At 64.2% G+C, this 12,568-nt stretch carries 13 protein-coding genes and 1 tRNA gene; 12 read left to right on the forward strand and 2 right to left on the reverse strand.

The features are described from left to right. Positions 1-8 precede the first annotated feature (8 nt). Positions 9-1,265 carry a peptidase T gene (gene pepT / locus ACQR1B_RS19525; protein WP_434833349.1) on the reverse strand — a complete coding sequence of 419 codons (1,257 nt, stop codon included), beginning with the start codon at positions 1,263-1,265 and terminating at the stop codon, positions 9-11. A 584-nt stretch (positions 1,266-1,849) separates the two neighbouring features. On the opposite strand from pepT, the gene ACQR1B_RS19530 reads away from it, so the two are divergent. Next, positions 1,850-1,926: transfer RNA gene (locus ACQR1B_RS19530), tRNA-Asp, on the forward strand. Between the two features lie 200 nt (positions 1,927-2,126). Here ACQR1B_RS19530 and ACQR1B_RS19535 read toward each other — a convergent pair. Further along, positions 2,127-2,327, reverse strand: a complete 201-nt coding sequence (locus ACQR1B_RS19535) for a hypothetical protein (protein ID WP_434833348.1) — start codon at positions 2,325-2,327, stop codon at positions 2,127-2,129. Positions 2,328-2,930: 603 nt separating this feature from the next. Between ACQR1B_RS19535 and ACQR1B_RS19540 the strand changes: the two genes are divergently transcribed. The 11 genes from ACQR1B_RS19540 (at position 2,931) to nuoH (ending at position 12,567) form a co-directional block, all read left to right on the forward strand. Further along, positions 2,931-3,296 carry an NADH-quinone oxidoreductase subunit A gene (locus ACQR1B_RS19540; RefSeq protein WP_008964559.1) on the forward strand — a complete coding sequence of 122 codons (366 nt, stop codon included), beginning with the start codon at positions 2,931-2,933 and terminating at the stop codon, positions 3,294-3,296. After that, a complete protein-coding gene (locus ACQR1B_RS19545) occupies positions 3,287-3,877 on the forward strand; it encodes a NuoB/complex I 20 kDa subunit family protein (RefSeq protein WP_434833347.1) in 591 nt (196 codons plus the stop codon). The genes ACQR1B_RS19540 and ACQR1B_RS19545 overlap by 10 nt, the downstream gene beginning before the upstream one ends. A 12-nt stretch (positions 3,878-3,889) precedes the next feature. Next, the gene (locus tag ACQR1B_RS19550; protein WP_434833346.1) at positions 3,890-4,495 is read left to right on the forward strand and encodes an NADH-quinone oxidoreductase subunit C; all 606 of its coding nucleotides are present in this window, start codon (positions 3,890-3,892) and stop codon (positions 4,493-4,495) included. 60 nt (positions 4,496-4,555) lie between these two features. After that, complete coding sequence (locus ACQR1B_RS19555) at positions 4,556-4,921, forward strand: four helix bundle protein (RefSeq protein ID WP_434833392.1); 366 nt, start codon at positions 4,556-4,558, stop codon at positions 4,919-4,921. Between the two features lie 55 nt (positions 4,922-4,976). After that, a complete protein-coding gene (locus ACQR1B_RS19560; RefSeq protein WP_434833345.1) occupies positions 4,977-6,173 on the forward strand; it encodes an NADH-quinone oxidoreductase subunit D in 1,197 nt (398 codons plus the stop codon). After that, positions 6,173-7,132 carry an FkbM family methyltransferase gene (locus tag ACQR1B_RS19565; RefSeq protein ID WP_434833344.1) on the forward strand — a complete coding sequence of 320 codons (960 nt, stop codon included), beginning with the start codon at positions 6,173-6,175 and terminating at the stop codon, positions 7,130-7,132. Before ACQR1B_RS19560 ends, ACQR1B_RS19565 begins: the two co-directional genes overlap by 1 nt. A gap of 14 nt (positions 7,133-7,146) precedes the next feature. Next, entirely contained in the window at positions 7,147-7,758 is a 612-nt protein-coding gene (gene nuoE, locus ACQR1B_RS19570; protein WP_434833343.1) for an NADH-quinone oxidoreductase subunit NuoE, read from the forward strand. Continuing rightward, the gene (locus ACQR1B_RS19575) at positions 7,755-7,970 is read left to right on the forward strand and encodes a hypothetical protein (RefSeq protein ID WP_434833342.1); all 216 of its coding nucleotides are present in this window, start codon (positions 7,755-7,757) and stop codon (positions 7,968-7,970) included. Before nuoE ends, ACQR1B_RS19575 begins: the two co-directional genes overlap by 4 nt. A gap of 19 nt (positions 7,971-7,989) precedes the next feature. Beyond that, positions 7,990-9,315: an NADH-quinone oxidoreductase subunit NuoF gene (gene nuoF, locus ACQR1B_RS19580; RefSeq protein WP_434833341.1), complete on the forward strand. Its 1,326-nt coding sequence runs from the start codon at positions 7,990-7,992 to the stop codon at positions 9,313-9,315. A 101-nt stretch (positions 9,316-9,416) separates the two neighbouring features. After that, positions 9,417-11,486, forward strand: a complete 2,070-nt coding sequence (gene nuoG / locus ACQR1B_RS19585; RefSeq protein ID WP_434833340.1) for an NADH-quinone oxidoreductase subunit NuoG — start codon at positions 9,417-9,419, stop codon at positions 11,484-11,486. 10 nt (positions 11,487-11,496) lie between these two features. Then, the gene (nuoH, locus tag ACQR1B_RS19590; RefSeq protein WP_434833339.1) at positions 11,497-12,567 is read left to right on the forward strand and encodes an NADH-quinone oxidoreductase subunit NuoH; all 1,071 of its coding nucleotides are present in this window, start codon (positions 11,497-11,499) and stop codon (positions 12,565-12,567) included. Position 12,568: the final 1 nt, after the last annotated feature.

The following is a 12,568-nucleotide window of genomic DNA, read 5'->3' on the forward strand; positions in this document are numbered from 1 at the left end:
AGCGGTCCTCAGGACCGCTCCTCCCAGATCATCGCCAGATGCACGATGGTCTGCACTGCCTTTTCCATGTCGCGGACGCCGACCCATTCCAGCCGCGAGTGGAAGGCATGCTCGCCGGCGAAGATGTTAGGGCAGGGCAGCCCCATGAAGGACAGCCGCGAGCCGTCGGTGCCGCCGCGAATCGAGGTCTTGACCGGCGTCAGTCCGGCGCGGCGGATCGCGTCTTCGGCGTAGGTCACGATCTGTGGATGCAGGTCGATCACTTCCTTCATGTTGCGATACTGCGCCTTGACCTGCATCGTATAGGTCGAGCGCGGATAGTCCTTGATCACGTCCTTGACGACGTCTTCGAGCAGGGCCTCCTTCTGCCGCAGGCCCTGTTCGCTGAAATCGCGCACGATGAAGTCGAGCCGGGCCTGCTCCAGCGTGCCGGAAATCCCGACCGGATGCAGAAAGCCTTCCTTGCCCTCGGTCGTTTCCGGCGAGCAGGTGTCCTTGGGAAGGCGGTCGACGATGGCGGAGGCGATCTTGATGGCGTGCTCCATCTTGCCCTTGGCGAAGCCGGGATGGGCGCTGACGCCGTTGATGATGATCGTCGCGCCGTCCGCCGAGAACGTCTCGTCCTCGATGTTCCCGGCGGTCTCGCCGTCCATGGTGTAGCCGAAGTCGGCGCCGAGCTTCTTCAGGTCGACCCGGTCGACGCCGCGCCCGATCTCCTCGTCCGGCGTGAATAGGATCTTGATCGTGCCGTGTTTGATCTGCGGATTGCTCAGCAGGACCTGCGCCGCGTCCATGATTTCGGCGATGCCGGCCTTGTTGTCGGCGCCGAGCAGCGTCGTGCCGTCCGAGGTCACGATGTCGTGGCCGATGTGGTCCTTCAGCGCCGGATGGTCGGCCGGACGGATCACCTGCGTCGGGTCGCCCGGCAGGACGATGTCGCCCCCTTGATAGCCGCGGACGATCTGCGGCTTCACATTGGCGCCGGAGCAGTCGGGCGACGTGTCCATGTGCGAGCAGAAGCAGATCACCGGCACCTTCTTGTAGGTGGTCGCCGGGATCGTTGCATAGACATAGCCGTGCTCGTCGAGATGAGCGTCCGGAAGCCCCATCGCCTGCAGTTCGGCGGCGAGCAGGCGACCGAGATTCTTCTGCTTCATGGTCGAAGGGCAGGTCGGCGACGTCGGATCCGACTGGGTGTCGATTACGACATAGCGGAGGAACCGGTCGAGGACGGAGTGGGTGAAGCGAAGCGTTGAGTCGGACATGGGCATCCATGAGACGAGAGGATTATATTACCGTAAGACGCGGAGTAACGGTATATTAGATGTAGTATTCCAGATGTCCGGTACGCGGGACGCTTTGGCGCCGGTCAGGCGGCGCGTCTGTGACGCCCCGGTTGGCCGGGTTCGTCCGCGCCCCGCGCCGACAGACCTGAAACATCCAGGGCCCGGCGATTCGGACCCTGTCACCCTTCCTGAGATGGCAGCCGATTCGGGCCATTGTCGCGGTGAAGCTCTCTTCCATCAGCGTCCTGGTCGGTCAATCGTGCGGAGCGCCCGTTTTGCCATGTCCGGCTTCCTCGGTTGCGGTGGCGCTCCGACTGGCGCCGATGTCGGAATGGAGGGCACGAAGGCTGCGGGCTCCGCAATATCTACGACCTAAACATCGATTTGGCTCAACATCGGGCAGACATTCGCAACTGAAGCGGCGCAGCCGGGCAGGGCTGCCCCTGCCGCCGCGGCCGTTCCGCGGGACCTCATCAAGGACTTCTCACCGATCTGGTTTCATTGTCCTTGACTTCGAAACATCGCCCCTTTAAGTCGCACTCCTCCGCGGATTTCGCGATCACGCGGGAGTAGCTCAGTTGGTTAGAGCGCCGGCCTGTCACGCCGGAGGTCGCGGGTTCGAGCCCCGTCTCTCGCGCCATTTTCAATGGCCTCTTCAGCTTCTCACAAAATATCGCTGGCTGTCGCGGTCCGGAGTGCGCTCCGAGTGTCGCTCGCCCTCGGCCATCCCTACATGATGCCCGGTCCAGCCGTGCCGTCGATCCCGGCAGCCATCGACGACGCAAAAGGCCGCCGAAGCGGCGGCCTGGACGGGGTCTTTGAGAAAGCGCGGCGCTGCGGTCAGCGCACCATGGGGTCGTTGGAGCTCGTCACGGCCACAGGCTTGCCGGCCTTCACGACTGCGTGCGACGCCGTCTGGCTGTAGTCGGCATTGCCTCGAGTCGCGATCCCGAAGGCGGTCACGGCGATGCCCGCAATCAGGGCCACCACCACGATCTTCAGGTGGGTCGAACGATCGGCGGAATGAAATGAGTGGTTCATGTCGGCCTCCCTGGCGTCTCAGAGCGCCACTTTGTTGCCGCCATATGTACCCCCGCATTGTTTCGATCCGGTTTCTTGGTTTCCTCAAAATGGCTTCGTCGGTTGCAGGACAAGCTGTGGCAATCGGGAGTAAGTGGCGGGGGGCGGGCACTTGGCGCAGGCCGCTTGCATCGGTTTCTCCGGCCGGCCGCGGATCTTCGTCCAAGCGCCGGACGAGCTTGATCCGCCCGCGCCGCATGCCCATCTGGTTCTATGCGGACAGCGCACGGGGCCATGATCTCGACTGCGTCGCGGGATCGCCCGACCGTCTCTTCCCGACTCCGGCCTGCGCACAATGCCGTGCGCGGTCGCTGACCACGTCAGCATCCATCGACGTCCCGCGTGCGCGACACCGTATTGGTGCGGGCCGGCGATGCCCGGCACGAAAAGTCTCCTGCAGCGGCAGCTTTTGCGCCGTGTGTCCAGGTTTCCGCAATGTGGGGAGGGATGGCGACGGCGAGACGGCTTGTCTTGCGCGGCTTGGTGCGCTGCGCTAAGGCTTCGACCAATTCCAATACAGCGAGTCTGCGGTTTGCACCGAAACCGCAGAGGAAAGTGGCGCCGATGACCGGCATCCTTCAGAATTATCTTCCCCTCGTCGTGTTCATAGGTGTCGCCGCCATCATCGGCGTGGTCCTGCTGATTGCGCCCTTCCTGGTCGCCTACCAGCAGCCCGATCCCGAGAAGCTCTCGGCCTACGAATGCGGCTTCAATGCATTCGACGACGCCCGGATGAAGTTCGACGTCCGCTTCTATCTGGTTGCCATCCTTTTCATCATCTTCGACCTCGAAGTCGCCTTCCTGTTCCCCTGGGCAGTGGCATTCGGCAAGCTCGGCGCGGCCGGCTTCTGGTCGATGCTGGTGTTCCTGGCCGTGCTGACGGTAGGGTTTGCCTACGAATGGAAGAAAGGCGCGCTTGAATGGGATTGAGCCCGACCACACCCGGGACAGGGCCGGCGATCGCGCCGGCTCCGAAGGGCATTCTCGATCCCGCGACCGGCAAGCCGATCGGCGCCAACGACCCGTATTTCCTCGAGGTCAGGCACGAGCTGTCGGACAAGGGATTTTTCGTCGCGACCGCTGACGATCTGATCACTTGGGCCCGCACCGGCTCCTTGATGTGGATGACGTTCGGCCTGGCCTGCTGTGCGGTCGAGATGATGCAGGTCTCGATGCCGCGCTATGACGTCGAGCGCTTCGGCTTTGCGCCGCGGGCCTCGCCGCGCCAGTCCGACGTGATGATCGTCGCCGGCACCCTGACCAACAAGATGGCCCCGGCGCTGCGCAAGGTCTACGACCAGATGCCCGAGCCGCGCTACGTCATCTCGATGGGCAGTTGCGCCAATGGCGGCGGCTACTATCACTATTCCTATTCGGTGGTCCGCGGCTGCGATCGCATCGTTCCCATCGACATCTACGTGCCCGGCTGTCCGCCGACCGCCGAAGCGCTGCTGTACGGCGTTCTGCTGCTGCAGAAGAAGATCCGGCGCACCGGCACCATCGAACGCTGAAGGTTTTTTCGCATGGACGACGGCAGGCTCGACGCCCTTGGGCAGACGATCGTGAGCGCGCTTCCGGGCGCGGCGATCGGCCATTCGGTCGCTTTCAATCAGCTCACGGTGAACGTGGAGCCCGGCCGGATCGTCGAGGTCGTGAAGTATCTGCGCGATGATCCGGGGTGCCGGTTCATCAACTTCACCGACATCACGGCGGTCGACTACCCCGAGCGCGCCAAGCGCTTCGAGGTCGTCTATCACTTCCTGTCGCCGACCCTGAACACCCGTGTCCGCCTCAAGGCCGAGGCCGACGAGACCACGCAGGTGCCCTCGATCATCGAAATCTTCCCGGGCGCCGACTGGTTCGAGCGCGAGGCCTATGACCTCTACGGCGTGATCTTCGTCGGTCACCCCGACATGCGCCGCCTGCTGACCGATTACGGCTTCGACGGCCACCCGCTGCGCAAGGACTTCCCGACGACCGGTTTCGTCGAGGTCCGCTACGACGACCAGGAGAAACGGGTGATCTACGAGCCCGTCCGGCTCAACCAGGAATTCCGCAAGTTCGATTTCCTCTCGCCGTGGGAAGGCGCGGACTATCCGCTGCCGGGCGATGAGAAAGCGACGAAGTGAAGATTGGGCGAATAGGGAATAGCGAGTAGCGAATAGGGACGATGGTGGACCTTGCAGCCGATAAACTCATACCGCGACCTCAGGGTTTGGCAGGATGCCATGTCCCTTGCGGAAGCGTGCTATCGGCTGACACGGCGGTTTCCTCGCGAGGAGCAGTTCGGCTTGACATCGCAGATCAGGCGATCGTCGGGTTCGATTGCCGCCAACATCGCCGAGGGACACGGGCGGGAGAACACCGGCAGCTTCGTCCAATCTTTGCGGATCGCGCAAGGCTCTCTGAAAGAACTCGAGACACATCTGATTTTGGCCGAGCGTGTTGGTTTGCTGCCGACATCCGACCTGCAAGCTCCGCTTACGCAATGCGAGAACGTCGGCAAGATGGTTCGCGCGCTCATCCGGTCGTTACAGGACAAGTCGTCGAAATGACGTTCGCCATTCGCTATTCGCCATTCGCTATTCGCCTTCAAGCGGGAGTGCGAGCATGAACGAGCAGAGCCCCGCACTTCGCAACTTCACGATCAACTTCGGACCGCAGCATCCGGCGGCGCACGGCGTGCTGCGCCTCGTGCTGGAGCTGGACGGCGAGGTGGTCGAGCGCGTCGACCCGCATATCGGCCTGCTGCACCGCGGCACCGAGAAGCTGATCGAGACCAAGACCTACATGCAGGCGATGCCCTATTTCGATCGGCTCGACTACGTCGCGCCGATGAACCAGGAGCATGCGTTCTGCCTCGCCGCCGAGCGGCTGCTCGGCATCGAGGTGCCGCGCCGCGGCCAGCTGATCCGCGTGCTCTACTCCGAGATCGGGCGGCTGCTGTCTCACCTTCTCAACGTCACCACCCAGGCGATGGACGTCGGTGCGCTGACCCCGCCTTTGTGGGGCTTCGAGGAGCGCGAGAAGCTGATGGTGTTCTATGAGCGCGCCTCCGGCTCGCGCATGCACGCCAACTACTTCCGCATCGGCGGCGTCCACCAGGACCTGCCGACGAAGCTGATCGACGACATCGACGCGTTCTGCGATCCGTTCCTGAAGGTGGTCGAAGATCTCGACCGGCTGCTCACCGGCAACCGCATCTTCAAGCAGCGCAACGTCGACATCGGCGTCGTCACCCTGAAGCAGGCCTGGGAGTGGGGCTTCTCCGGCGTGATGGTGCGCGGCTCGGGCGCGGCCTGGGATCTGCGCAAGTCGCAGCCCTATGACGTCTATGCCGAGATGGAGTTCGATGTTCCCATCGGCAAGAACGGCGATTGCTACGACCGCTATCTCATCCGCATGGAAGAGATGCGCCAGTCGGTGCGCATCATGAAGCAGTGTATCCAGAAGCTGCGCGCGCCGGACGGGCAGGGGCCGGTGCTGATTGCCGACAACAAGATCGCCCCGCCGCGCCGTGGCGAGATGAAGCGCTCGATGGAGGCGCTGATTCACCACTTCAAGCTCTACACCGAGGGCTTCCACGTTCCGGCCGGCGAGATCTATGCGGCCGTCGAGGCGCCGAAGGGCGAGTTCGGCGTCTATCTGGTCGCCGACGGCACCAACAAGCCGTACAAGTGCAAGATCCGCGCGCCGGGCTTCGCCCATCTCCAGGCGATGGATTTCCTGTGCCGCGGTCACCTGCTGGCCGACGTCTCGGCCATCCTCGGCTCGCTCGACATCGTGTTCGGAGAGGTCGACCGCTGATGGGCCACGCGCCGATCCAGTTCGATCGTGCTTCCGGAGCGCTCGAAGGGGCGAACCTCTGGGAGCGCACGGCTGCATTGGCGCTGGCCACCGGCTCGAAGATCTCCTCGCATTTCTCGCATCGCGGCTACAATCGCTGCGCCAATCTGCTGCGCATGGCGCTGCCCGAGCGCGACATCGCGGTGAGGCTCAACGGCGATGCCGTGTTCGAATTCCCCTACGGCGACGGCTATTGGAGCAAGCTGCTCAACCGCGCCTATCACTACGAGGACGAGCTCGAGCTTCTCTTCCTCGGCGCCGTCGATGTCGACTACACCTTCATCGATGGTGGCGCCAATTACGGCTACTGGTCGGTGCTGGTGTCGAGCGCGCCTTACGGATCGCACAAGGCGATCGCGATCGAGCCGTCTTCGGAGAATTTCGCCAAGCTTGCCAATAACGCCCGGATCAATGCCGGCCGCTTCGACGTGATGAAGTGCGCGATCGGCGCCAGCCGCGGTACGGCGGTTCTGTCCGGCACCAAGCATGAGGCCTTCAGCATCGCTGGCGGCAGCGCCGACGGCGAGCAGGTGCCGGTGATGGCGCTGGATGACCTCATCGACGACGGCAAGATCGCGGCTTCGGGAAAGTACCTGATCAAGCTCGACGTCGAGGGCGTGGAGATCGAGGCGATCAAGGGTGGGACGCGTCTGCTGGCGACCGACAGCATGATCCTGTGCGAGGAGCACGGCCAGGACCGCAATCATACGGTGTCGCGCTACATCCTCGATCGGACTCCGATGCAGCTGATGGTCTATGACCCCTCGAGCCGCCGGTTCGAGACGGTCACCGAGCTGTCGATCCTCGACCGCATCAAGGTGTCCGCGCATGTCGGCTATAACGTGTTCGGAACCTCGAGTGCCTTCTGGCAGAATCGCGTCGCAGCGCTCAATGCAAGTGCCGCGCGCCGCATGCAATGAAAGACTGAAGAGCCATGTCCGTCCGCCGTCTTGCCCCGAAGGAAGTCCAGCCCGCGAGCTTTGCGTTCACGGATGAAAACCTCGCCTTCGCCAAGGCCCAGATCGCGAAATACCCGGAAGGCCGCCAGGCCTCGGCGGTGATCGCCATCCTGTGGCGCGCGCAGGAGCAGAGTGAAGGCTGGGTGTCAGAGGCTGCAATTCGCGTGGTCGCCGACATGCTCGGCATGCCCTATATCCGCGTGCTCGAGGTCGCGACTTTCTACACCATGTTCCAGTTGCAGCCGGTCGGCAAGAAGGCGCATGTCCAGGTCTGCGGCACGACGCCGTGCCGCCTGCGCGGGGCCGAGGAACTGATCGAGGTCTGCAAGCACCGCATCCATCACGACCCCTTCCATCTGTCGAAGGATGGCGATTTCAGCTGGGAGGAAGTCGAGTGCCTGGGTGCCTGCGTGAATGCGCCGATGGTGCAGATCTGGAAGGACACCTATGAGGACCTGACGCCGGAAAGCTTCGGCAAGGTGCTCGATGGCTTCGCGACCGGCAATCTGCCGACGCCCGGTCCGCAGAATGGCCGCCAGTTCTCGGCGCCCGCGGGCGGGCCGACCACGCTGAAGGAGAAGACATGAGCCGCGATCGCATCCGCGTCGCGGCCCTGACCGAAGAGGGCGCCGCGATGAAGAACTGGCGCTACGTGGCGCTGCATACGATCGTAGCGGCCGCTTTCATTTTCGTGCTGCAGCGGTTCGCGCTCAACGCAACGCTTCAATCTAGTCTGCTGTGGGCCCTGGTGTTCGGCGGTTGTGCCGCGTTCATCGCCACCATGCAGTCGAACCGCTGATGTCAGAGGAAGCCGTCTGATGCTCGACGACAAGGACCGCATCTTCACCAACCTCTATGGCCTGCACGATTGGGGCCTCGAAGGCGCACGCCGGCGCGGCAGCTGGGACGGCACCAAGGCGATCATCGACAAGGGCCGCGACTGGATCATCAACGAGATGAAGGCGTCGGGTCTGCGCGGCCGCGGCGGCGCCGGCTTCCCGACCGGCCTGAAATGGTCGTTCATGCCGAAGGAATCGACCGACGGCCGGCCGAGCTATCTCGTGGTCAATGCCGACGAGTCCGAGCCCGGCACCTGCAAGGACCGCGAGATCATGCGCCACGATCCGCATCATCTCGTCGAGGGCTGCCTGCTCGCCAGCTTCGCGATGAATGCGCATGCCTGCTACATCTATGTGCGCGGCGAGTTCATTCGCGAGCGCGAGCGGCTGCAGGCGGCGATCGACCAGGCCTATGAGGCCAATCTGATCGGCAAGAACAACATCCATGGCTGGCCGTTCGATCTCTATGTCGCCCACGGCGCCGGCGCCTATATCTGCGGCGAGGAGACCGCGCTGCTCGAGAGCCTCGAGGGCAAGAAGGGCCAGCCGCGGCTGAAGCCGCCGTTTCCCGCCAATGTCGGCCTCTATGGCTGCCCGACCACCGTCAACAACGTCGAGTCGATCGCGGTGGCGCCGACCATCCTGCGCCGCGGCGCGGCGTGGTTCGCCGGTATCGGCCGGCCGAACAATGTCGGCACCAAGCTGTTCTGCATCTCCGGTCACGTCGAGCGGCCCTGCAACGTCGAAGAGGCGATGGGCATCCCGTTCCGCGAGCTGATCGAGAAGCATTGCGGCGGCATCCGCGGCGGCTGGGACAATCTGAAGGCCGTGATCCCCGGAGGATCGTCGGTGCGCATGGTGCCGGCCGACCAGATCATCGACACGCCGATGGATTTCGACAGCCTGTCCAAGCTGCGCTCCGGTCTTGGCACCGCGGCCGTGATCGTGATGGACAAGTCGACCGACCTGATCCGGGCGATTGCGCGCATCTCCTATTTTTACAAGCATGAGAGCTGCGGCCAGTGCACGCCGTGCCGCGAGGGCACCGGCTGGATGTGGCGGGTGCTGACACGCATGGCCGAGGGCCGCGCCCACAAGCGCGAGATCGACATGCTGCTGGAGGTCACCAAGCAGATCGAGGGCCACACGATCTGTGCGCTGGGCGACGCCGCGGCGTGGCCGATCCAGGGCCTGATCGCGCATTTCCGTCACGAGATCGAAGCGCGCATCGACCAGTATTCGCACAAGGCGGATATCGATGACCAAGGCGTCCGTGATCCCGTGCACATGGTCGCTGCGGAGTAGGGTGATGGCGGTCGCATCGGCCAGCAAGGTTTTCCTCCGCGCCTGCGCCCTCACGGTGCGCGACGGCGCGGTGGTTCGTGGTTTGAGAGAGATGTGAGGCAATGACCAAGATCATCATCGATGGCAAAGAGATCGATGTGCCGCCGGAGTACACGCTGCTGCAGGCGTGCGAGGCGGCCGGCGCCGAGATTCCGCGCTTCTGCTATCATGAACGGCTGTCGATCGCCGGCAATTGCCGGATGTGTTTGGTCGAGGTGAAGGGTGGACCGAAGCCGGTCGCGAGCTGCGCCTGGGGCGTGCGCGACTGCCGGCCGGGCCCGAAGGGCGAGCCGCCGGAGATCTCGACGCGGTCGCCGATGGTCAAGAAGGCACGCGAAGGCGTGATGGAATTCCTTCTGATCAACCATCCGCTGGATTGCCCGATCTGCGACCAGGGTGGCGAGTGCGACCTGCAGGACCAGGCGATGGGCTATGGTGTCGACACCAGCCGCTTCGCCGAGAACAAGCGTGCCGTCGAGGACAAGTATCTCGGCGCGCTGGTCAAGACCTCGATGAACCGTTGTATCCAGTGCACCCGTTGCGTGCGCTTCTCGGCGGAGGTCTGTGGCGTGCCGGAAATGGGCGCGACCGGCCGCGGCGAGGACATGGAGATCACGACCTATCTCGAGCAGGCGCTGAGTTCGGAGCTGCAGGGCAATCTGGTCGACATCTGCCCGGTGGGCGCGCTGACCTCGAAGCCTTATGCGTTCGCCGCGCGTCCCTGGGAGCTCGGCAAGACGCAGTCGATCGACGTGATGGACGGCGTGGGCTCGGCGATCCGAGTCGATACGCGCGGCCGCGAGGTGATGCGCATCCTGCCGCGCATCAATGACTCCGTGAACGAGGAGTGGATTTCCGACAAGACGCGCCACGTCGTCGACGGCCTGCGCACGCAGCGGCTCGACCGTCCGTATGTCCGCGAGGATGGCAAGCTCCGCGCCGCATCCTGGCCGGAAGCATTCAAGGCGATCGCAACGAAACTGTCGCGCATCGACGGCAAGCGCATCGGCGCCATCGCCGGCGATCTCGCGGCCGTCGAAGAGATGTTCGCGCTCAAGGAGCTGCTCGGTAAGCTCGGCTCGACCAATGTCGCGGTCCTGGGCGGCGACAGTTTTGACGCCAAGGCCGGACGCGCGTCCTATCTGTTCAATCCGACCATCGCCGGCATCGAGCAGGCCGATGCGATCCTGATCATCGGCGCCAACCCGCGCAAGGAAGCCGCGGTGCTGAATGCCCGCATCCGCAAGCGCTGGCGGTCGGGGCAGCTCAAGGTTGGCCTGGTCGGGCCGAAGGTCGACCTGACCTATGCCTACGAGCACATCGGCGCCGGCACCGACACGCTGAGCGACGTTGCCGCCGGCAAGCATTCCTTCGCGACCACGTTCCGCAATGCCAAGAACCCGATCGTGCTGGTCGGGGCCGGCGCGGCCGCTCGCCATGACGGCGGGGCGATCCTGTCGCTGGCCGCCAAGATCGCGATGGACGTCAACGCCGTGCGCGATGACTGGAACGGCTTTGCCGTGCTGCACGACACCGCCTCGCGCGTCGGCGCGCTCGACATCGGTTTCAACGGCACCGGACTGACCGGCGCCCAGATGACGACCTTCGGCACCATGGACGTGATGTTCCTGCTCGGCGCCGACGAGGTCGAGATCCCCGAGGGCGTGTTCACGGTCTATATCGGCACCCATGGCGACCGCGGCGCGCATCGCGCCGACGTGATCCTGCCGGGCGCGGCCTACACCGAGAAGTCCGGCCTCTACGTCAACACCGAGGGCCGGGTGCAGGTCGCCGGCCGCGCCTCGTTCCCGCCGGGCGAGGCGCGCGAGGACTGGGCGATCATCCGCGCGCTGTCAGACGTGCTCGGACGCAAGCTCGGCTATGACTCGCTGGCGGCGCTGCGCGCCGAGATCATCAAGACCGTGCCGCATCTCGGCCGCATCGACCAGATCGAGGCCGGAAAGATCGCCGACATCAAGACCCTGGCAGGCAGGGGCGGCAGCCTCGAGAAGGCGCCGTTCAAGCCGCTGATTGACGACTTCTATCTCACCAATCCGATCGCGCGCGCATCGGCGGTCATGGCGGAATGCTCCCGCCTGGCCTCCGGGCAGATGCTGACGGCAGCGGAGTGAGCGTGACCTGATGGCTGATTTCTTCGCAAGCTCGTTCTGGACCGGCTTCCTCTGGCCGCTGATCATAATGGTGGCGCAGAGTGTGCTGCTGCTGGTGGTTCTGCTGGTCGCGATCGCCTACATCCTGCTGGCCGACCGCAAGATCTGGGCGGCGGTGCAGATCCGTCGGGGGCCGAACGTGGTCGGCCCGTGGGGCCTGTTCCAGTCGTTCGCGGACCTCCTGAAGTTCGTGCTCAAGGAGCCGATCATCCCGGCCGGCGCCAACAAGGGCGTGTTCCTGCTGGCGCCGCTGGTGTCGTGCGTGCTGGCGCTGGCGGCGTGGGCGGTCATTCCGACCAATCTCGGCTGGGCGATCGCCGACATCAATGTCGGCATCCTCTTCATTTTCGCGATCTCGTCGCTGTCGATCTACGGCATCATCATGGCCGGCTGGTCGTCGAACTCGAAGTACCCGTTCCTGGCCGCATTGCGCTCCGCGGCGCAGATGGTGTCCTATGAGGTCTCGATCGGCTTCGTCATCATCACGGTGCTGCTCTGCGCCGGCACCTTGAACCTGTCGGGTGTGGTCGAGGCGCAGCATGCGCGTGGTCTCGCCAGCCTGATCGGCCTGCCGCAGCTGACGATCCTGAACTGGTACGTCTGGCCGCTGTTCCCGATGTTCGTGGTATTCTACGTCTCGGCGCTGGCCGAGACCAACCGCCCGCCGTTCGACCTCGTCGAGGCGGAGTCCGAGCTCGTCGCCGGCTTCATGGTGGAATACGGCTCGACCCCGTATTTGCTGTTCATGCTCGGCGAGTATGTCGCGATCACCACGATGTGCGCGCTCGCCACCATCCTGTTCCTGGGAGGCTGGCTGCCGCCGATCGACCTGCCGCCGTTCAACTGGGTGCCCGGCGTCATCTGGTTCGCGCTGAAGCTGTTCTTCATGTTCTTCCTGATTGCGATGGCGAAAGCGATCGTGCCGCGCTACCGCTACGACCAGTTGATGCGACTCGGTTGGAAAGTGTTCCTGCCGCTGTCGCTGGTCATGGTGGTGATTGTCGCGGGCGTGCTGCACTTCGCCGGCATCGCGCCGAAATGAG

It is taken from the genome of Bradyrhizobium oligotrophicum (genome assembly GCF_051168495.1).
Classification (GTDB): Bacteria; Pseudomonadota; Alphaproteobacteria; order Rhizobiales; family Xanthobacteraceae; genus Bradyrhizobium; species Bradyrhizobium oligotrophicum_A.

Coding starts and splice junctions, on each gene's coding strand:
- pepT (WP_434833349.1), bottom strand. CDS start 1,265: ATGTCCGACTCAACGCTTCGCTTCACCCACTCCGTCCTCGACCGGTTC.
- ACQR1B_RS19535 (WP_434833348.1), bottom strand. CDS start 2,327: ATGAACCACTCATTTCATTCCGCCGATCGTTCGACCCACCTGAAGATC.
- ACQR1B_RS19540 (WP_008964559.1), top strand. CDS start 2,931: ATGACCGGCATCCTTCAGAATTATCTTCCCCTCGTCGTGTTCATAGGT.
- ACQR1B_RS19545 (WP_434833347.1), top strand. CDS start 3,287: ATGGGATTGAGCCCGACCACACCCGGGACAGGGCCGGCGATCGCGCCG.
- ACQR1B_RS19550 (WP_434833346.1), top strand. CDS start 3,890: ATGGACGACGGCAGGCTCGACGCCCTTGGGCAGACGATCGTGAGCGCG.
- ACQR1B_RS19560 (WP_434833345.1), top strand. CDS start 4,977: ATGAACGAGCAGAGCCCCGCACTTCGCAACTTCACGATCAACTTCGGA.
- ACQR1B_RS19565 (WP_434833344.1), top strand. CDS start 6,173: ATGGGCCACGCGCCGATCCAGTTCGATCGTGCTTCCGGAGCGCTCGAA.
- nuoE (WP_434833343.1), top strand. CDS start 7,147: ATGTCCGTCCGCCGTCTTGCCCCGAAGGAAGTCCAGCCCGCGAGCTTT.
- ACQR1B_RS19575 (WP_434833342.1), top strand. CDS start 7,755: ATGAGCCGCGATCGCATCCGCGTCGCGGCCCTGACCGAAGAGGGCGCC.
- nuoF (WP_434833341.1), top strand. CDS start 7,990: ATGCTCGACGACAAGGACCGCATCTTCACCAACCTCTATGGCCTGCAC.
- nuoG (WP_434833340.1), top strand. CDS start 9,417: ATGACCAAGATCATCATCGATGGCAAAGAGATCGATGTGCCGCCGGAG.
- nuoH (WP_434833339.1), top strand. CDS start 11,497: ATGGCTGATTTCTTCGCAAGCTCGTTCTGGACCGGCTTCCTCTGGCCG.